This is a genomic window from Neisseria perflava (assembly GCF_019334725.1).
Lineage (GTDB): Bacteria > Pseudomonadota > Gammaproteobacteria > Burkholderiales > Neisseriaceae > Neisseria > Neisseria subflava_A.
In genome coordinates, this window is record NZ_CP079818.1 from 1,981,002 (window position 1) to 2,001,366 (window position 20,365).

Consider the following 20,365-nt stretch of genomic DNA (forward strand, 5'->3'; position numbering starts at 1 on the left):
TTTCTCTAGAAAGGAGGTGATCCAGCCGCAGGTTCCCCTACGGCTACCTTGTTACGACTTCACCCCAGTCATGAAGCATACCGTGGTAAGCGGGCTCCTTGCGGTTACCCTACCTACTTCTGGTATCCCCCACTCCCATGGTGTGACGGGCGGTGTGTACAAGACCCGGGAACGTATTCACCGCAGTATGCTGACCTGCGATTACTAGCGATTCCGACTTCATGCACTCGAGTTGCAGAGTGCAATCCGGACTACGATCGGTTTTGTGAGATTGGCTCCACCTCGCGGCTTGGCTACCCTCTGTACCGACCATTGTATGACGTGTGAAGCCCTGGTCATAAGGGCCATGAGGACTTGACGTCATCCCCACCTTCCTCCGGCTTGTCACCGGCAGTCTCATTAGAGTGCCCAACTAAATGATGGCAACTAATGACAAGGGTTGCGCTCGTTGCGGGACTTAACCCAACATCTCACGACACGAGCTGACGACAGCCATGCAGCACCTGTGTTACGGCTCCCGAAGGCACTCCTCCGTCTCTGGAGGATTCCGTACATGTCAAGACCAGGTAAGGTTCTTCGCGTTGCATCGAATTAATCCACATCATCCACCGCTTGTGCGGGTCCCCGTCAATTCCTTTGAGTTTTAATCTTGCGACCGTACTCCCCAGGCGGTCAATTTCACGCGTTAGCTACGCTACTAAGCAATCAAGTTGCCCAACAGCTAATTGACATCGTTTAGGGCGTGGACTACCAGGGTATCTAATCCTGTTTGCTACCCACGCTTTCGAGCATGAACGTCAGTGTTATCCCAGGAGGCTGCCTTCGCCATCGGTATTCCTCCACATCTCTACGCATTTCACTGCTACACGTGGAATTCTACCTCCCTCTGACACACTCTAGTCACCCAGTTCAGAACGCAGTTCCCAGGTTGAGCCCGGGGATTTCACATCCTGCTTAAGTAACCGTCTGCGCTCGCTTTACGCCCAGTAATTCCGATTAACGCTCGCACCCTACGTATTACCGCGGCTGCTGGCACGTAGTTAGCCGGTGCTTATTCTTCAGGTACCGTCATCAGCTGTCGATATTAGCAACAGCCTTTTCTTCCCTGACAAAAGTCCTTTACAACCCGAAGGCCTTCTTCAGACACGCGGCATGGCTGGATCAGGCTTGCGCCCATTGTCCAAAATTCCCCACTGCTGCCTCCCGTAGGAGTCTGGGCCGTGTCTCAGTCCCAGTGTGGCGGATCATCCTCTCAGACCCGCTACTGATCGTCGCCTTGGTAGGCCTTTACCCCACCAACTAGCTAATCAGATATCGGCCGCTCGAATAACGCAAGGCCCGAAGGTCCCCTGCTTTCCTCCTCAGAGAATATGCGGTATTAGCTAATCTTTCGATTAGTTATCCCCCATTACTCGGTACGTTCCGATATATTACTCACCCGTTCGCCACTCGCCACCCAAGAAGCAAGCTTCTCTGTGCTGCCGTCCGACTTGCATGTGTAAAGCATGCCGCCAGCGTTCAATCTGAGCCAGGATCAAACTCTTATGTTCAATCTCTAACTTATAACTTCTGGTCTGCTTCAAAGAAACCGACAGGACAATGTCTAAAACATCATCTTGTCTGTCTTTCAAACAGTGTGAGGCCTAATGCACTCACACTTATCGGTAATCTGTTTTTTAAAGAGCGAATCGAATTATACAGTACATTTAGCAAATGTCAACTAAAATTATCGAAAATTCTAACTAACTGTGTTATACTGTCTGCTTCGTTTTCTTCACCGCGTCAGCAGCGAAGAACCGAACTATACGCCCCTAAACAAAACCAGTCAACACCCAATTTCAAAAAAAATTAAAAATTTTCACAACTATCTGTATTTAAATAATTTAAAATTTATTGGATTTTATCGTTCGATAGATAAAACAGATACCCAAAGATAAATACTCCTGCGGCTTTACTCTTAATTGCCACATTCAAACACTCTATATCTCTATATTACTGGCGCTTTAGTCCCATCTACTCTTACAATCTCTACTTTCTCCAATAAAACAATCATAAATTTAGAATAGTCCCTATTATGAGTAACGAAAAGATTCAACAAAAATTTGAACAAGCATATCACTCTTTTATTGAAGAGGAAAATTACGAGGAAGCGCTAAAACGTGCCGAGATTCTTTGCCTTCTCAATCCCCAATCTGTCGAATATCATCATAAAGTTGCTTATGCCTATCTGAAGCAATTGAAATGGGAAAAAGCCATTGAGGCTGAAATGAAAACGCTAGAGCTGGATAGCACCTATATTCCTGCTTTGGATTTACTTGCACATGCTTACGGCGCTCTAGATAACTGGGAAAAAACCGGGTTTTACGGTCATCAGGCTTTGGTTCTAAAAGATAAAGCCATCCCAGACCTAGAACATGAAATCACTCCAACACCAGCTCCAAAAAACGGCAAACGGATTATCTCCTTTTCTTTATTTGGCAATAATTCCAAATATATTGAGCCTGCCGTATTAAATACCCAGCTTGCGCCTGTGCTTTTCCCCGGTTGGACATGTCGTTTTTATGTCGACGATTCTGTATCGGCTGAAGCTATTCAACGATTTAGAAATAACGGTGCCGAAGTGATTAAAGTTGGCGCACCGTTGGATAACTGGCCGGGTACAATGTGGCGCTTTCTTGCCATCAATGATCCCGAGGTTGAATACGTTATTTTCCGTGATGCAGATTCTATTATTTGCTATCGTGATGCTGCAGCCGTATCCGAATGGATAAAAAGTGGCACCCTATTCCACACTATTCGCGACTCAGGCTCGCATACTGCCCTGATTCTTGCGGGTATGTGGGGGGCTAAAGCGGGTGCAGTCCCAGATATGCAGGAAAGAATTCAAAACTTTGTTGACGAGGGCTACCCTTCCAGACATTTTGCAGACCAAGATTTTCTAGAAAAAGAATTGTGGGCCTATATCCGTCAGAATCTGTTTGCACATGACAGATTATTTGATTTCTGTAATGCACACAAAATTCCCGGCGAGTTCTACTCTAATTATCAAATCGCTTTCAGCGAAGGGGTCACCAGCTTTAACGCAACGACTAATTATGAAGACGGCAGTCTGGCAAGATGGACGCTGTACTCCAGTGCTTCGCCTTTGGTCAATCCGGACTACTCGCTCAATGTTGTTCCTGAATTTAAAGTCTGCAGTTATGTGACTGAAGTGAAAAACGGAGCGGTTTCAGCATTCTTACCAAAGAGATATGGTAATGCGATTAAAGCAAAACTGGCCAGAATCAACATCGAACAAATCTAATTTGATTTGATTCCTATATATCTCATTTAATGAACCCGTTATTTATGAGCAAACACATTCTCCTCGGCATTACTGGCGGTATTGCGGCGTATAAATCTTGTGAACTGGTCAGACTACTGAAAAAGCAAGGACATTCTGTATCAGTAGTGATGACGGATTCTGCGACAGAATTTATCTCCCCGCTGACTTTCCAAGCTTTAACCGGCAATCCTGTTTTATCGGATACCTATTCAGGTGCTTCCAATAATGGCATGGCGCACATCAATCTGACGCGTGAAGCCGACGCATTTCTTATTGCGCCTGCAACTGCCAATACGATTGCCAAAATTGCCAACGGATTGGCTGATAATCTACTGACCAACTTGGTAGCAGCCAGGAAATGCCCTTTGGCTGTTGCGCCTGCAATGAATGTCGAAATGTGGAACAACCCTGCCAATCTGCGCAATATTGAGCAGCTGGTTTCAGACGGCATTACCGTGTTTTACCCAAACAGCGGCGAACAGGCTTGCGGCGAAACAGGCACTGGCAGGATGGTCGAAGCGGTCGATCTGGCTGATTTGCTAGAGGATTTATGGACACCCAAGCTACTGAGCGGTAAAAAAGTTCTGATTACAGCCGGCGCAACGTTTGAAGCCATCGATCCTGTTCGCGGCATTACCAATATTTCCAGCGGACAAATGGGCATAGCTTTAGCGCGTGCCTGCCGTGCTGCCGGAGCGGAGGTCACGCTGATTTACGGTCAAATTCAGACGGCCTTGCCCGCAGGCTTAACTCATTCTGAACAGGCTGTCAACGCAGAAGCCATGTATCAGGCGGTTCATCGCCATATTCCGAAACAAGATGTCTTTATTTCCGTTGCAGCTGTTGCAGACTATAAAGTCAAAAACAGCAGCAACGAGAAACTGAAGAAAAACGGCAATCAGCCCCCGGTTATCGAACTGACGGAAAATCCGGATATTCTCGCATCCGTTGCCGCCTTGCCTTCTCCACCATTCTGCGTCGGCTTTGCTGCAGAAAGCCATCAGGTTTTGGAATTTGCACGGGCAAAACGTTTGCGCAAAAACGTACCTATGCTGGTAGCCAACCAAGTTTCCGTTTCCATGGGTAAGCCAACCAATCAAATCACCATTATTGATGACCTTGCTGAAACCTCATTTCCGGAAACATCGAAACGCCAAGCGGCAGATGAAATCGTCAAACGCCTGGCTGAATTATTGGCTTAATCAAACAAAAGGCCGTCTGAAAATTTTTCAGACGGCCTTTGTTCAAACACATTACATTACAAACCCAATTCGCGCAGAAAACGAATATCGTCTGCCCAACCGGATTTCACTTTCACCCAAATCTTCAAGAAGACTTTGGTATCAAACAATTTTTCCATATCAAGGCGGGCTTCAGTAGAAATTTTCTTCAATTTCTCCCCACCCTTGCCAATCAAAATCGCCTTTTGGCTGTCTTTATCGACCAACACCGCGATATAAATGCGGAACAGTCCGCTTTCCTCTTCCTCAAACTGCTCCACTTCAACATTCATCGCATATGGCAACTCTTCGCCCAAATAGCGGAACAATTTTTCGCGCACAATCTCCATCGCCAGGAATCGGCTGGATTTGTCCGTCACCATATCTTCCGGATACATCGGGATACTTTCCGGCAGATACGGCTTGAGCAATTCCAGCAGATTGGCAATACGCAGACCATGTTTCGCGCTGACTGCCTCGCTGGCGGCAAATTCAAACTCTTGGCGCACTTCATTGATAAACGCCTCAAGCGCAAATTTGTCTTTGGCTTTGTCTTTATCGATTTTATTGACCACCAATACCACAGGCGTATGCTTAGGCAACTGCTTCAACACCACGCGGTCGGCATCGGTAAAGCGCATGGCTTCCACCACAAAAACCACCACATCCACGCCGCTCAACGCTTCGGTTACGTTTTGATTAAGACGGTCGTTCAAAGCATTGCGGTGATTGGTTTGAAAACCCGGCGTATCGACAAACACAAATTGCGCCGTGTCGTCGGTGTAAATACCTGTTACACGGTTGCGCGTGGTTTGTGCTTTTTTACTGGTAATACTGATTTTCTGACCGATTAAATGGTTCATCAGCGTGGACTTGCCGACATTCGGGCGACCCACGATGGCCACAAAGCCGCAACGATAATCCGTCGGGTGTTGTGACTCGTTTTGCAAAAAGGTTTCGATATCCATTTATATATGACTTTCTTGATTGTTTCAGACGGCCTTTGCATTTTCTCAAAGGCCGTCTGAAATATTATTTTTTAGATTTTTTTAAAGGGAACTTCTGTTCCAACCATTCCAAGGCTTCACATGCCGCTTTTTGCTCGGCCACTTTCCGACTGCTGCCGCGCGCATTGCAGATAAAGCCAAGTTCGCCCAAATCACAGGAAATCACAAACATCGCATCAGCCGTCTGCTCCGCCTGCTCTTCGATTCGATATTTCGGCAGGGCAAAGCGGCGTGCCTGCAAGGCTTCCTGCAAAGCGGTTTTACTGTCTTTTTTGCCGATGTTCAAATCCGCGCGTTTTACGCGTTCCGCAAATAAATGGCGAACCACTTTTTCCGCCGCAGAAAAATCCGCGTCAAAGCTGACCGCCGCAAACATCGCCTCCATCGCGTCGGCCAAAATCGAAGGCCGTCTGAAACCGCCGCTCTTCAACTCGCCGGCACCCAAATACAAACCGTCGCCGACATTCATTTCCAACGCAATTTCAGCCAACACGCCTTCATTCACCAAAGCCGCACGCATCCGCGACAACTCGCCTTCCGACAATTTCGGAAACGCGTCAAACAACATCCGCGCCACGGAATAGTTCAAAATCGAATCGCCGACAAATTCAAAACGCTCATTGTGTTTGGCATTGTAGCTGCGGTGGGTCAAAGCCTGCTGAAGCAGCTCCATATTGCGGAACTCATAGCCCAGACGCTTTTGAATCGCTCGATGCGCCTGCTGTTTGAGCAAATCAGGTTTCATTCCATACTTTCAAAAAACAGCCCGAAAATACGCCTCATCCGCAGTGAAACAAAATAAAAAGGCTACACCGGCAACTTTTTTATTTTGGCTCATTGTTTCTTGCGTCCCTCAAGCCGATAAACAATCAAAAGCCGTCATGTTCAAACCTGACGGCGCTCGACCGACATTGTACCATCAAACCGCCCCGGCACACATCCGTGCGGAAAAGCGGCGAATCGTGTAAAATCATGCCAAATCATCTCTTTGCCAACTCCATGAACAAATTTGCCCAAGCATTGGCCGCAGCGCTCGACCGCTGCATCGTCACCAACACCGTCGCCGAACAAGGCGAACCCGTCGGCTTCCTCTACCGCGAAGCCCCCGTATTTGAAAACGACAGCGGCTGGCGTATTTTCAGCGGCGACGAAACCGACGAATACACCGACAATCCCGACAACTTCAGCATTGTCAGCCTCTCCGCCATTACCGCAGACAATCCCGACATCGCGCCCCTGCTGACTCAGGCAGAAGGCAGCGCGTGGGAATTAAACGAAGACGGCGAGTTCCAAGCCGTTGCCGATTGGCAGCCGCAAGAATAACCCATCCCCATTTCGTTTCAGACGGCCTCCTTTATAACAAGGCCGTCTGAAACCGAGCAGAATCCCTATTTCACAAATATTGAAGGAATCATCATGAACATTATCGAACCACGCCTCGATGGCACCAACCTGCGCATCGGCATTGTTCAAGCCCGCTTCACCAACGAAATCGGCAGCGAAATGGTCAAAGTTTGCTGCCGCACCTTAAAAGAATTGGGCGTAGCCGAAGACAACATCACGCTTGCCACCGTTCCCGGCGCGCTTGAAGTGCCTATCGCGCTGATGAACCTCGCTTCATCCGAACAATTCGATGCCCTGATTGCCATCGGCGTTGTCATTCGCGGCGAAACTTACCACTTTGAATTGGTATCCAATGAATCCGGCGCAGGCGTCAGCCGCGTTGCCCTTGACTACAACATCCCGATTGCCAACGCCATCCTGACGACCGAAAACGACGAACAGGCCGTTGCACGCATCGAAGAAAAAGCCTCCGATGCCGCCAAAGTTGCCGTAGAATGTGCCAACTTGGTCAACCATCTTTTGTCAGAACAATACGAAGACGACGAAGAATAAACTTCTCCCCGTATTGAATACCGCATATTTTCAGACGGCCTCCCAATCATGACATTGAGGCCGTCTGAATCATTCAATATTTAGCCGACAACCATCGGCCCTCTTCACAAGGAATACCCATGAAAAGCCCACGCCGCCGCGCACGCGAGCTTGCCGTACAAGCCATTTATCAAGCAGGCATCAACAAAACCGCCGCTCCCGAAATCGCCAAAAACATCCGCGAACTGTCCCAAGCGCCCAATATGGATGAAGAGCTGTTCAACAAACTGTTTTTCGGCGCACAAACCCATGCCGAAGAATACATGGAAAAAATCAGCCCCCTGCTTGACCGCGACGAAAAAGACCTCAGTCCTATCGAACGCGCCGTTTTGCTGGTTGCCTGCCATGAGCTGAGCACCATGCCTGAAACCCCCTATCCTGTCATCATCAACGAAGCCATCGAAGTTACCAAAACTTTCGGCGGCACCGACGGCCATAAATTCGTCAACGGCATCCTCGACCAGCTGGCTTCCCGCATCCGCCCTGATGAACCGCGCCGCAAAGGCTAAGATTGACTTCACATCGGAACAAGATTACTGATCTTTGCCCTATTGAGGCTCATCTGCTTATACAGCCAAACCATCCAAAAGGCCGTCTGAAATTCAGACGGCCTTTTATATTTCGATTTATTCCGATTTTGGTATTTCATAACCGGGGCAGTTTTGTTTATCGCTGTTTGCCCAGATGATACCGCTGTCGTTGTAATAAACGGTACAGGTTTCATTAGCGTTGGTTTCTTTGTTAGGTTCTGCCTTCAAAATATAACCTGAATCGGAAGGATTAGGCATAGAAGCTGTACCTTCGGAAAAACTAATATTGAAATATTGATTCTGCTGTAAATTTTTAGCAGGAAAATCCTTATTACCAGGAAAATCCTTAAATGTCCTTTTTTGAGTGTAGTAGCGTTCGAGCTGTTGGGCGTTATGAAGCATCTGCGTGCGGACGGCGGCAAGGCGCGTTTGGCGGATATAGTTTTGATAAGACGGATATGCGATGATAGCAAGAATGGCTGCAATCACAACGACTATCAGCAGCTCGATAAGCGTGAAGCCTTGTTGGTGTTTCATTGTATTTATGTCGTGAATAATTAGAATAAGACGTGGATATTATAGTAGTTTTCTTGCGGCTTAAATGTTCAGATTCGGAGGGAGTTTGGGAATTTATGTAAATGAGGTGCAAGTTCTGAAAAATGTTTACTGACCTTTATTTTTTATTTCAATAAGTTAAACTTCAATTTAAGCCGGCTGTCTCTTGGTCAGCCTGGGTCTTTACAGTAAAATCCAGTTGTTTTTTTGTTTCTATCAATACATTTGTTGCTTGTCTGCGACGTTATTTAATTGAATTGGTTTCTTTTATATGTCTAAAGTTTTCAAGTGGGCGGCCGGTACGGCTGTTATCGTGGCTGCAGCTTTCGGCGGCTGGTCTTTGATGAAGCCTGAGCCTCAGTCTTCTTTTATTACAGAAGTGGTCAAACGCGGCGATATTCGTCAAACCGTGTCGGCAACCGGCGAAATCTCGCCTTCCAATTTGGTATCCGTAGGTGCGGAAGCTTCAGGTCAGATTAAAAAACTGTATGTGAAACTGGGCCAGCAAGTGAAAAAAGGTGAGCTGATTGCGGAAATCAACTCAACCAATCAGATCAATACCTTAAATACCGAAAAATCCAAACTGGAAACCTATCAGGCAAAATTGGTTTCTGCCGAAATCGCGCTTTCCAGTGCAGAGAAAAAATATAAACGCGAACTTGCCTTATGGAAAGAACAGGCAACTTCCAAGGAAGACTTGGAATCTGCACAAGACTCTTTAGCCGCAGCCAAAGCCAATGTTGCCGAGCTGAAGGCCGCCATCAAACAATCCAAAATCTCCATCAACACAGCCGAATCCGAACTGGGCCACACGCGGATCACTGCCACCATGGACGGCACTGTGGTTGCCATTCCTGTTGAAGAAGGCCAATCCGTCAATGCGGCACAATCTACGCCGACCATTATCCAGCTGGCCAATCTGGAAACCATGTTAAACAAAATGCAGATTGCCGAGGGCGACATCACGAAAGTCAAAGCCGGTCAGGATATTTCGTTCACCATTTTGTCCGAACCGGACACCCCGATTAAAGCGAAATTGGACAGCGTCGACCCCGGCCTGACCACCATGTCTTTGGGCAGCTACACCAGCAGCACGGACACGACTTCCAATGCGATTTACTACTATGCCCGCGCCTTGGTGCCAAATTCCGACGGCAAACTTTCCATCGGCATGACCACTCAAAACACGATTGAAATCAACGGCGTGAAGAATGTTTTACTGGTACCGACGCTGACCGTGAAAAAACATAACGGCAAATCCTATGTCAGCATTTTGGGCGCAGACAATAAAGCGGTAGAACGCGAAGTGACCGTCGGCTTGAAAGACAGCATGAATACCGAAATCAAAAGCGGCTTGAAAGAAGGCGAAAAAGTGATCGTTTCTGAAATGAGCGCAGATGAAAAGAATAAGAGCAGTGAACGCGCGATGATGGGTGGTGGCCCTCCTCGCTGATTGATTAAGGCCGTCTGAAAGATTTGGCTGTGTTTCAGACGGCCTTAGTTCCTGTATTTCTATTTTTTGCCCGGAAAGATTATGAGTTTAATCGAATGTAAGAATATCAACCGTTTTTTCGGTAGCGGTGAAAACCGTGTGCACGTATTGAAAGATGTCAGCCTTTCTATTGAGAAAGGCGACTTTGTGGCGATTATCGGCCAGTCCGGTTCAGGCAAATCGACGCTGATGAATATCTTGGGCTGTCTGGATACCGCCACTTCCGGCTCTTATCAAATCGACGGCATCGAAACATCGCAAATGCAGCCGGATGAGCTGGCAGCTTTGCGCCGTGAGCGTTTCGGCTTTATTTTCCAGCGTTACAACCTGTTAAGCTCGTTGACCGCCCGAGACAACGTCGCCCTACCTGCCGTGTATATGGGCATGGACAGCAAAGAGCGCGCGGAACGTGCGGAAAAACTGTTGGACGATTTGGGCTTGCAAAATAAAGAAGGCAATAAACCCAGCGAGCTTTCCGGCGGTCAGCAACAACGCGTTTCGATTGCCCGCGCGTTGATGAACGGCGGCGAAATTATCTTTGCCGATGAACCAACCGGCGCATTGGATACCGCCAGCGGTAAAAACGTGATGGAAATCATCCACAAACTGCACGAAGACGGGCATACCGTGATTATGGTTACCCACGATCCGGGCATTGCGGCAAATGCAAACCGCGTCATCGAAATTCGCGACGGTCAGATTATTTCGGATACGTCTAAAAATCCCGATATTCCGCCAAGCAAAGTGGAGAGGATTAAAGAAAAAGCTTCCTGGTCGTTTTATTACGATCAATTTATGGAAGCATTCAAAATGTCGGTACAGGCGATTATGGCGCACAAAATGCGTTCGCTGCTGACCATGCTAGGGATTATCATCGGTATCGCTTCGGTGGTATCGGTAGTGGCCTTAGGTAATGGCTCGCAACAAAAAATCTTGGAAGACATCAACTCGATGGGCACAAACACCATCAGCATCTTCCCCGGTCGTGGTTTTGGTGACCGCCGCAGCGGACGAATCAAGACACTGACGATTAATGACGCAAAAGCCATCAGCCAACAAAGCTACGTCGCCTCTGCCACTCCTCAAACCAACTCCAGCGGCACCTTAACCTACCGCAACACCGACCTGACCGCCTCACTTTACGGCGTAGGCGAACAATATTTCGACGTGCGCGGTTTGAAATTGGAAGAAGGCCGTCTGTTTGATGATGACGATGTAAAAAACGATGCCCAAGTCGTCGTCATCGACCAAAACACCAAAACCAAACTCTTCGGCGAAGGCGTCAATCCTTTAGGCAAAACCATCCTCTTCAAAAAACGCCCGCTAACCGTCATCGGCATTATGAAAAAGGATGACAACTCATTCGGCAATTCCGACTCGCTGATGCTTTGGTCGCCGTATACAACGGTCATGCACCAAATTACCGGCGAGAGCTATACCAACTCCATCGTTGTCAAAATCAAAGACGATGCCAACACGCAAGTTGCCGAAAAAAGCCTGACCGAGCTGCTGAAAGCACGCCACGGTACAGAAGATTTCTTTATGAACAACAGCGACAGCATCAAAGAAATGGTGGAAAGCACAACCGGCACCATGACGCTGCTGATTTCTTCCATCGCGGTCATCTCTTTGGTGGTCGGCGGTATCGGCGTGATGAACATCATGCTGGTCTCCGTTACCGAGCGCACCAAAGAAATCGGCGTCCGCATGGCAATCGGCGCACGCCGCAACAATATTTTGCAACAGTTTCTGATTGAGGCCGTCTTAATTTGTATCATCGGCGGCTTGTCCGGCATATTGTTGTCTGCCTGCATCAGCCTGGTGTTCAACTACTTTGTTACCGACTTCCCGATGAGCATTTCCATGACTTCCGTCATCGGCGCAGTTGTCTGCTCCACCGCCATCGGCGTCGCGTTCGGCTTTATGCCCGCCAACAAAGCTTCCAAGCTCAACCCGATTGATGCGCTGGCTCAGGATTGATTATGTTTCAGACGGCCTATTATCTTGGGGCCGTCTGAAATGCTGTTACCCGAAAGATTTTTTATGAAGACGAAACCTTTTTCCCAAGCAGCCTTATCATTGGCTGTTGCTCTTGCCCTAAGTGCGTGCGCCGCACCCAAAGCCAACCCGAACCTGACACTGGAAGCAACCGGCCAAGTCATGAGCGCGACCGAAACTGCCGAACGCTACGATGTAAACGGCAACTGGTGGGAAATCTACCAAAGCCCGCAGCTTAATGCGCTGATGGAGCAGGCGCTGGCCAACAATGTCGATTTGAAACAGGCCGCCATCAGCGTCAACAAAGCTTTGTATCAAGCCAATATTTTGGGTGCGGATTTGGTGCCTTCGTTCAGCGGCTCGTTGGGCGCGAACGCTTCTAAAAACCTGAAAACCGGCAGCCACGGCAATACCTTCAGCAGCCAGCTTGGTTTGAGCTACGAATTGGATTTGTGGCGCAAACTCAGTGCCACTGCCGATGCGCAGGTATGGGAATACCAAGCCACGCATGAAGACATGGCCAACACACGCCTGACTTTGATTAATAATGTCGCCGATGCGTATTTCAATATCGCCTATCTGAACGAAGCCATCGAGTTGGCAAAAAAATCGCTGAAGCAATATCAGGAAATCAACCGCATTGCGAATGCCAAGTTCCGCTACGGCCGGGCCGACTCCAGCCAGCCGACCCAAGCCAAACAGTCATTGCTGAGTGCGGAAAACAGCCTGTTGTCTTTGCAAAACAATTTGGATACGCAAAAACAGGTTTTGCGTAATTTGTTGAATTTAAGGCCGTCTGAAAACATGGCCGCCGATCCGGCACAGTTCCGCCTGTTGCCGGTCAAAGGCGTGAACTTGGACGTGCCGATTACCGTTTTGGCCAACCGCCCCGACCTGCGCGCCGCCGAATACCGCCTGCAAGCGTCGCAACAATCGGTCAACGCGCAAAAACGCAGTTGGTATCCGTCGATTACTTTGGGCGCAAGTTTGAGTACGTCTTCCGACAAAGCAAAAAGCACGTTCAATATCCCCATGTTGGGCGGCTCGGCCACCATCAATCTGCCTTTCCTTAATTGGCAGACCATGAAATGGAAAGACAAAACCGTACAAGCGGAGATGGACAGTGCCAAGCTGAATTTTGAAAAAGCCCTGACCACCGCGCTCAACGAGGTCAACACCAACTACCTTGGCTACAAAAACGCGCAGGCCGGCCTTGCCAATCAGGAACAGCGTTATCAGTTGGACAAGAAAAACAGCCATTACTATCAAGTACGCTACCAACACGGTAAAAACGAACTGAAAGACTGGCTGGAGGCTTTGAATACGGAATACAGCTCGGCGCAAAACCTGCTAAACCAACGCTATGAGGCTTTAAAATACGAAAATATGGTGTACAAAGCCATGGCAGGACGTTATACGCCGAAATAGCATTTTCAGACGGCCTTTGGTTAATTTCCGTCAAAGGCCGTCTGAAACCATTCAAGCAACTGAATTTTCATATATAATCGCGCGTTTATTTGATTTTATCCGGACAACATTATGGCCTTCGCCTCTCTCTTTACGCTTTTGGACGACATTACCGCCGTTTTGGACGACGTAGCGATGATGACCAAAGTCGCCGCCAAAAAAACTGCCGGCGTGGTCGGTGACGATTTGGCGCTCAACGCCAATCAGGTAACCGGCGTATCTGCCGAGCGCGAATTGCCGATTATTTGGGCAGTGGCAAAAGGCTCTCTGGTCAACAAGCTGATTCTGGTGCCGCTTGCACTGTTGCTTTCCGCTTTCCTCCCTGCGCTGATTACGCCCTTGCTGATGATCGGCGGTGCGTATTTGTGTTTTGAAGGCGTGGAAAAACTGTTGCACAAATTCCTGCACCGCAATGAACACGAAGACGGACATGATGCCGAGCCTGAAGTCACAGATGAAAAAACAAAAGTTAAAGGTGCGGTCCGCACGGATTTCATCCTCTCCGCCGAAATCATCATTATCGCGCTGGGCGTTGTTGAAAAATATGACCTGATGACGCGTTCTTTGGTGATGGCCGCCATCGGTGTCGGCATGACAGTATTGGTCTATGGTTTGGTCGGCATTATCGTCAAACTTGACGACCTCGGTATGATGTTAATGCGCCAAAAAAGCGCCGCCGTGCAAGGTATCGGACGCGGTTTGATTTCATTTATGCCTTGGTTTATGCGCGGTTTGAGTATTGTCGGCACGCTGGCGATGTTCTTGGTCGGCGGCGGACTGATCGCCCACAACCTTGGCTTTTTGCACGATTTCCTCCACGCGCAGCATTGGGACAGTGGCATGATGGAACATATCGTCAACTTGGTGGTCGGAGTAGCCGCCGGTGCATTGGCTTGCGCAATCGTCCTGCCTGCAATGAAATTATTTCAAAAAGACTGATTTTGTTTCCCTGCCGTCTGAAAACTTTTCAGACGGCCTCAATACCATTTAAAGCATGAATATTTTCCGTAAACTCGAACAATATTGGCAACATCCGCTGCTTTACTGGCCGCTGGTCATCTTGATTGCCGCCGCGACACCGTTCACTTTCGCCCCGTATTATCATTTCTGGCTGATGCCGCTGTTGTTTGGCGCGCTGATACGCCTGATTGAATTGCGTCCGCGCTTTGCCGCCATGACTGCCTATCTGTTCGGATTAATCGGTTATACGGCGCAATTTTATTGGATACACACTGCCTTGCATGATGTTTCGGGTTTGCCGGATTCATACGCCATCCCCCTCACCTTCCTGCTGCCGGCGTTTCTTGCGCTTTATCCGGCCATCTGTTTTTGGGTGTGGAGAAAATGCAACCTGTCGCGCTGGGCCAAAACCGGCCTCCTGCTGCCAATTTTGTGGACGCTGGCAGAATTTGCCCGCGAACGTTTCCTGACCGGATTCGGCTGGGGCGCAATCGGCTACTCCCAAATCATCAAAGACAGCCCGTTGGCAGGTTTCGCACCTTTGGGCGGCATTCACATGGTTACGCTGGCAACCGCTTTCCTCAGCGCATGGCTGGTGTTGCTGATTGACAATCATGGCCGTCTGAAACACCGCCTGCTGCCCTTATTCCTTATCGTTGCACTCTGCTCCGTCGGCTACATTTCCCAACAAACCGAATACACCCGCCCTGACGGCAGCACCAGCACCGTCGCCCTGATTCAAGGCAATATCGAGCAAAATCTGAAATGGAAGGAAGAGCAAATCATCCCAACCATTCAGAAATACTACGAACAAATCAGCAAAACCAGTGCCAACATCGTCATCCTGCCCGAGACCGCCCTGCCGCTGATGCGCCAAGACCTGCCCGAAGGCATCTTGGAACAATTCGCCGAGCAAGCGCAAAGCAACGGCAGCGCGTTGGCCATCGGTATAAGCCAATATACGCCCGACGGCAACGGCTACGAAAATGCAGTCATCAATTTGAGCGAATATCACAACAGCACTTCCGATGTTATCCCCTACTACGCCAAGAACCACCTCGTTCCATTTGGCGAATACAAACCCTTACCCGCCATTACTGAGCGTCTCTATAAAATGATGGATATGCCTTTGGCCGACTTTCAAAAAGGCGGTGACAACCAAGCGCCTTTGGTGATGAAAGATCAAAAAGTCGCCTTCAATATCTGCTATGAAGACGGTTTCGGCGACGAACTCATCGCAACGGCGAAACGCTCTACCCTACTCGCCAACATCAGCAATATGGCGTGGTACGGCAAATCCAATGCCATGTATCAGCAGCTTCAACAGTCCCAAGCGCGAGCAATGGAACTGGGCCGCTACATGGTTCGCGCCACCAATACCGGTGCGACCGCCATTATTTCCCCTAAAGGCACGATTGTTGCCGAAGCCCAACCGGATACAGAAACCGTCCTCGAAGGCCACGTCAAAGGCTATATCGGCGAAACGCCTTATATGAAAGCAGGCGGCTCAACATGGCTTATCAGCATTTTGGCCGTTATCGGCGTATTCCTTATCCTGATTGGCCGGAAGAAACCAGAATAAAAAATTTAAGACCTTGTTATACAAGGTCTTTTTTATTACTAAAACTATTTACATACAGAAATGTTTGTAATATACTTAGCCAAAACCTAGCAAATCACTCAAATTTTCTAAGACAATCAACCCTTGAGATTCAAGCAGTAAAAACTATTGAATCTATCGTTAATTTACAGAAAAAATCCAACCCATAACAAAACAAACCACAGGCAGTGTTATACTGCTTGTCACACAATAAACAAAAAGCCGTTTTCAGACGGCCTAATCAAGGAGAGCATCCTTTTATGAATAAAGCTTTTGCATTACCCGTTATCCACAGCGGCAACGGTAGCCTCGAGCAATACATTCATACTGTCAACAGCATTCCAATGCTGACCGCCGAAGAAGAAACACAACTAGCGGAACGTCAACAAAAAGGCGATCTCAATGCCGCCAAACAGCTTATTCTGTCCCATCTTCGCGTCGTCGTATCCATTGCACGCGGTTACGACGGCTACGGCCTCAACCAAGCCGACCTGATTCAAGAAGGCAATATCGGCCTGATGAAAGCCGTCAAACGCTACGAACCAAGTCGCGGCGCGCGCCTGTTTTCGTTTGCCGTGCATTGGATTAAAGCCGAAATCCACGAATTCATTTTGCGCAACTGGCGTTTGGTCCGCGTTGCCACAACCAAACCGCAGCGCAAACTGTTCTTCAATCTGCGCAGCATGCGTAAAAACCTGAATGCCTTGTCTCCAAAAGAAGCGCAAGAAATCGCCGACGATTTGGGCGTCAAATTGTCCGAAGTCTTGGAAATGGAACAACGCATGACCGGCCACGACATCGGCATCATGGCAGAAAACAACGATGACGAGGACAACTTTGCCCCTATCGACTGGTTGGCCGACCACGATGCAGAGCCTAGCCGTCAGTTGTCCAAACAAGCCCACTACGCCCTACAAACCGAAGGTCTGCAAAACGCCTTGGCGCAACTGGACGACCGCAGCCGCCGTATCGTTGAAAGCCGCTGGTTACAAGACGACGGCGGTTTGACCCTGCACGAATTGGCTGCCGAATACGGCGTATCTGCCGAACGCATCCGCCAAATCGAAGCCAAAGCCATGCAAAAACTGCGCGGTTTCTTGGCAGAAGAAGCAGAAGCCGTTTAAGCCTTTCTTGATAAAAAGGCCGTCTGAATCTTTTCAGACGGCCTTTTCGATGGCAAACCTCATCGTATCTTATCCCCCAACACATTCATTTTAAAGCCCACTTAAGCTATAATAGCCACCACACACACTACCCGGTCATACCATAACCATGCAACTTACCGTCGTCGGACTCAACCACCAAACCGCGCCCTTGAGCATACGCGAAAAACTGGCATTTGCTGCTGCAAATTTGCCGGATGCCGTGTCCAACCTCGCGCGCAGCGAGGCGGCGGAAGAAGCAGTCATTCTTTCTACCTGCAACCGCACCGAGCTTTACTGCGTCGGCGAATCCGAAAAAATCATCAACTGGTTGGCAAAATATCACAATCTGCCTGTCGAAGAAATCCGCCCCTACCTCTATACCTTAGATAATAATGAAACCGTCCGCCACGCCTTCCGCGTCGCCTGCGGCTTGGATTCCATGGTCCTGGGCGAACCGCAAATTCTCGGTCAAATCAAAGATGCCGTCCGCGTTGCGCAAGAACAAGAAAGCATCAATACCCACTTAAACGCCCTGTTTCAAAAAACCTTTGCCGTTGCCAAAGAAGTGCGTACCGACACTGCTGTCGGTGAAAACTCCGTCTCCATGGCTTCTGCATCGGTCAAAATGGCAGAGCAAATCTTCCCTTCCATTTCCGATCTGAACGTCCTCTTTATCGGCGCAGGCGAAATGATTGAACTGGTGGCCACTTATTTTGCCGCCAAAAATCCCAAGCTCATTACCGTTGCCAACCGTACACACCAGCGCGCGCAGGAATTGTGCGACAAACTCGGTGTCAACGCCGAAGCCTGCCTGCTGAATGAATTGCCCGATATTCTTCACGATTACGACGTGGTTGTTTCTTCCACCGCCAGTCAACTGCCCCTTGTCGGCAAAGGCATGGTCGAGCGCGCATTGAAAAAACGCCACAACATGCCTGTTTTCCTGCTGGATTTGGCCGTTCCGCGCGATATCGAAGCCGAAGTCGGCGAATTGGAAGATGCATATCTCTATACCGTAGACGACATGATGGACATCGTCCAAAGCGGTAAAGATGCGCGCAAAAAAGCAGCGGCGGCGGCTGAAAGCATGGTGGAAGAAAAAGTCAGCGAATTTATCCGCCTGCAGAAAAACCGTCAAAGCGTTCCGCTTATCCGCGCCTTACGCGACGAAGGCGAACGCGCACGCCGTCAAGTATTGGAAAATGCCATGAAGCAACTGGCAAAAGGCGTATCCGCCGAGGATGTCCTCGAACGCCTCTCCATTCAGTTGACCAACAAACTGCTCCACTCTCCAACACGCACGCTCAATAAAGCAGGCTCGGACAACAGCGAATTAATCGATGCCGTGGCGCAGATCTACCATTTGGACCAACACGACTGACCACAATTTAAAGGCCGTCTGAAAAAAGCGAACCGACCGACAGGTCATATTCCAAAGCTTTCAGACGGCCTTAAAACAATAAAATCCCAATTATCATTTTTTCATTTAAAATGAAATGCTTGAAAAAAAACCGTTAAAGTGTAAAAATCCTACTTTATACATTTAAACAGCATTCAAACAATAAAACTGCCTGCCGATTCAAACGCATGCCGACAATACGATAGGCACCGGCAAAAGGAACTTTCGTGCATATTAAAACAAACACATATCTGGTCCTCGCTGTCCTCTCAGCTTCCCTTCTTTCAGGTTGCGACAAAGTCAGCACCTTTTTTGGTAAAGACGAAAACAAAGAACTCGTCCAACGCATAGAAACCAATACCGATGACGGAAAAGTCGGTATGTTGCTGCCCGACTTCGCCCAACTGGTCCAAAACGAAGGACAAGCAGTCGTCAATATTCAAGCGACACCGGCAAAACGCACTGCGACACCGGATGACGACCACAGCATGGACCTGAGCCAATTTCCCGACAACGATCCGTTTTACGAGTTCTTCAAACGCCTTGTTCCCAATATGCCCGACATGCCGCAAGAAGATACCGAAAGCGACGATTTGAATTTCGGTTCCGGCTTCATCATCAGCAAAGACGGATATATCCTGACCAATACCCACGTGGTTGCCGGCATGGGCAATATCAAAGTCCTGCTCAACGACAAACGCGAATACACGGCCAAACTGGTCGGCTCAGACGCTCAATCCGACGTTGCCCTCTTAAAAATTGAGCCGCAAGAAGACTTGCCGGTTGTCAAAATCGGCAATCCGAAAGATTTGAAACCGGGCGAATGGGTAGCTGCCATCGGCGCGCCTTTCGGCTTTGACAACAGTGTAACCTCCGGCATCGTCTCCGCCAAAGGCCGCAGCCTGCCGAATGAAAACTACACGCCGTTCATCCAAACCGACGTTGCCATCAACCCCGGCAACTCAGGCGGCCCGCTATTCAACCTCCGCGGCCAAGTAGTCGGCATCAACTCGCAAATTTACAGTCGCAGCGGCGGTTTCATGGGCATTTCGTTTGCTATTCCGATTGATGTTGCCATGAATGTGGCCGATCAATTGAAAGCCAACGGCAAAGTCCAACGCGGTCAATTGGGCGTGGTTATCCAAGAAGTTTCTTACGATTTGGCCAAATCTTTCGGTTTGGACAAAGCAAGCGGCGCGTTGATTGCCAAAATCATGCCGAACAGCGCAGCGCAACAAGCCGGTTTGCAAGTCGGTGATATTGTCCGCAGCGTAAACGGAGAAGAAGTCCGCGCTTCGAGCGATTTGCCGGTCATGGTCGGCTCGATGATGCCGGGCAAAGAAGTAACTTTGAGCATTTGGCGCAGCGGCAAACAAACCGATGTCAAAGTCAAACTTGGCAGCGCAGCCGAACAAACGGAAACTTCTGCAAAAGAAGCCGAACACCCGCAACACGAAAGCGGCCATGACGGATTCACCGTTGAAAATACAGGCGTTACCCTGCAGGTTGAAAACGCAGACGGTAAACAACGCTTAATCGTTCTGCGCGTTAGCGGTGCGGCCGAACGTGCCGGCCTCAAACGCGGCGACGAAATCATTGCCGTCAGCCAAATCAGCGTCAATGACGAATCCACTTTCCGTAGCGCATTGGAAAGCTCAGGCAAAAACGTACCGCTTTTGGTACAACGCGAAGGCAATACTTTGTTCCTCGCGTTAAATCTGCAGTAGTCCGA

Annotated in this window: 16 protein-coding genes and 1 rRNA gene; 13 read left to right on the forward strand and 4 right to left on the reverse strand. The window is 48.9% G+C overall.

The features are described from left to right. Positions 1-9 precede the first annotated feature (9 nt). Positions 10-1,550: ribosomal RNA gene (locus tag LPB400_RS09490) — 16S ribosomal RNA — on the reverse strand. Between the two features lie 524 nt (positions 1,551-2,074). Here LPB400_RS09490 and LPB400_RS09495 point away from each other — a divergent pair. Both LPB400_RS09495 and coaBC read left to right on the forward strand, forming a co-directional pair. Next, complete coding sequence (locus LPB400_RS09495; protein ID WP_107769528.1) at positions 2,075-3,304, forward strand: tetratricopeptide repeat protein; 1,230 nt, start codon at positions 2,075-2,077, stop codon at positions 3,302-3,304. Between the two features lie 44 nt (positions 3,305-3,348). Then, positions 3,349-4,527 carry a bifunctional phosphopantothenoylcysteine decarboxylase/phosphopantothenate--cysteine ligase CoaBC gene (gene coaBC, locus LPB400_RS09500; RefSeq protein ID WP_107769529.1) on the forward strand — a complete coding sequence of 393 codons (1,179 nt, stop codon included), beginning with the start codon at positions 3,349-3,351 and terminating at the stop codon, positions 4,525-4,527. 56 nt (positions 4,528-4,583) lie between these two features. On the opposite strand, the gene era is transcribed toward coaBC, so the two are convergent. Both era and rnc read right to left on the reverse strand, forming a co-directional pair. After that, a complete protein-coding gene (era, locus tag LPB400_RS09505; protein ID WP_036493257.1) occupies positions 4,584-5,513 on the reverse strand; it encodes a GTPase Era in 930 nt (309 codons plus the stop codon). 64 nt (positions 5,514-5,577) lie between these two features. Continuing rightward, entirely contained in the window at positions 5,578-6,297 is a 720-nt protein-coding gene (gene rnc, locus LPB400_RS09510; RefSeq protein WP_003748556.1) for a ribonuclease III, read from the reverse strand. A gap of 254 nt (positions 6,298-6,551) precedes the next feature. On the opposite strand from rnc, the gene LPB400_RS09515 reads away from it, so the two are divergent. From LPB400_RS09515 to nusB, 3 genes are all read left to right on the forward strand, one after another. Continuing rightward, a complete protein-coding gene (locus tag LPB400_RS09515) occupies positions 6,552-6,875 on the forward strand; it encodes a DUF2185 domain-containing protein (protein WP_003748560.1) in 324 nt (107 codons plus the stop codon). Between the two features lie 93 nt (positions 6,876-6,968). Further along, on the forward strand, positions 6,969-7,448 hold the full coding sequence (gene ribH / locus LPB400_RS09520) for a 6,7-dimethyl-8-ribityllumazine synthase (RefSeq protein ID WP_003748562.1): 480 nt from the start codon (positions 6,969-6,971) through the stop codon (positions 7,446-7,448). A 119-nt stretch (positions 7,449-7,567) separates the two neighbouring features. After that, on the forward strand, positions 7,568-7,996 hold the full coding sequence (gene nusB, locus LPB400_RS09525) for a transcription antitermination factor NusB (RefSeq protein ID WP_004519698.1): 429 nt from the start codon (positions 7,568-7,570) through the stop codon (positions 7,994-7,996). Between the two features lie 117 nt (positions 7,997-8,113). On the opposite strand, the gene LPB400_RS09530 is transcribed toward nusB, so the two are convergent. Continuing rightward, positions 8,114-8,554, reverse strand: coding sequence for a type IV pilin protein (locus LPB400_RS09530; RefSeq protein ID WP_070459327.1), 441 nt, complete (start codon positions 8,552-8,554; stop codon positions 8,114-8,116). Between the two features lie 289 nt (positions 8,555-8,843). On the opposite strand from LPB400_RS09530, the gene LPB400_RS09535 reads away from it, so the two are divergent. The 8 genes from LPB400_RS09535 (at position 8,844) to LPB400_RS09570 (ending at position 20,360) form a co-directional block, all read left to right on the forward strand. After that, positions 8,844-10,025 (forward strand): efflux RND transporter periplasmic adaptor subunit, encoded by a 1,182-nt coding sequence (locus LPB400_RS09535; RefSeq protein ID WP_219088816.1) that lies wholly within the window; start codon positions 8,844-8,846, stop codon positions 10,023-10,025. An 81-nt stretch (positions 10,026-10,106) separates the two neighbouring features. Then, on the forward strand, positions 10,107-12,044 hold the full coding sequence (locus tag LPB400_RS09540; protein ID WP_219088818.1) for a MacB family efflux pump subunit: 1,938 nt from the start codon (positions 10,107-10,109) through the stop codon (positions 12,042-12,044). 63 nt (positions 12,045-12,107) lie between these two features. Further along, complete coding sequence (locus LPB400_RS09545; RefSeq protein ID WP_070814783.1) at positions 12,108-13,490, forward strand: TolC family protein; 1,383 nt, start codon at positions 12,108-12,110, stop codon at positions 13,488-13,490. Positions 13,491-13,601: 111 nt separating this feature from the next. Next, entirely contained in the window at positions 13,602-14,468 is an 867-nt protein-coding gene (locus LPB400_RS09550) for a DUF808 domain-containing protein (RefSeq protein WP_219088820.1), read from the forward strand. A 55-nt stretch (positions 14,469-14,523) separates the two neighbouring features. Continuing rightward, positions 14,524-16,071: an apolipoprotein N-acyltransferase gene (lnt, locus tag LPB400_RS09555; RefSeq protein ID WP_219088823.1), complete on the forward strand. Its 1,548-nt coding sequence runs from the start codon at positions 14,524-14,526 to the stop codon at positions 16,069-16,071. A gap of 278 nt (positions 16,072-16,349) precedes the next feature. Next, positions 16,350-17,213, forward strand: a complete 864-nt coding sequence (gene rpoH, locus LPB400_RS09560; RefSeq protein WP_004519690.1) for an RNA polymerase sigma factor RpoH — start codon at positions 16,350-16,352, stop codon at positions 17,211-17,213. Positions 17,214-17,361: 148 nt separating this feature from the next. Beyond that, entirely contained in the window at positions 17,362-18,615 is a 1,254-nt protein-coding gene (gene hemA / locus LPB400_RS09565) for a glutamyl-tRNA reductase (protein ID WP_070459310.1), read from the forward strand. Between the two features lie 245 nt (positions 18,616-18,860). After that, on the forward strand, positions 18,861-20,360 hold the full coding sequence (locus LPB400_RS09570; protein WP_219088825.1) for a DegQ family serine endoprotease: 1,500 nt from the start codon (positions 18,861-18,863) through the stop codon (positions 20,358-20,360). The last annotated feature ends 5 nt before the right edge of the window (positions 20,361-20,365 follow it).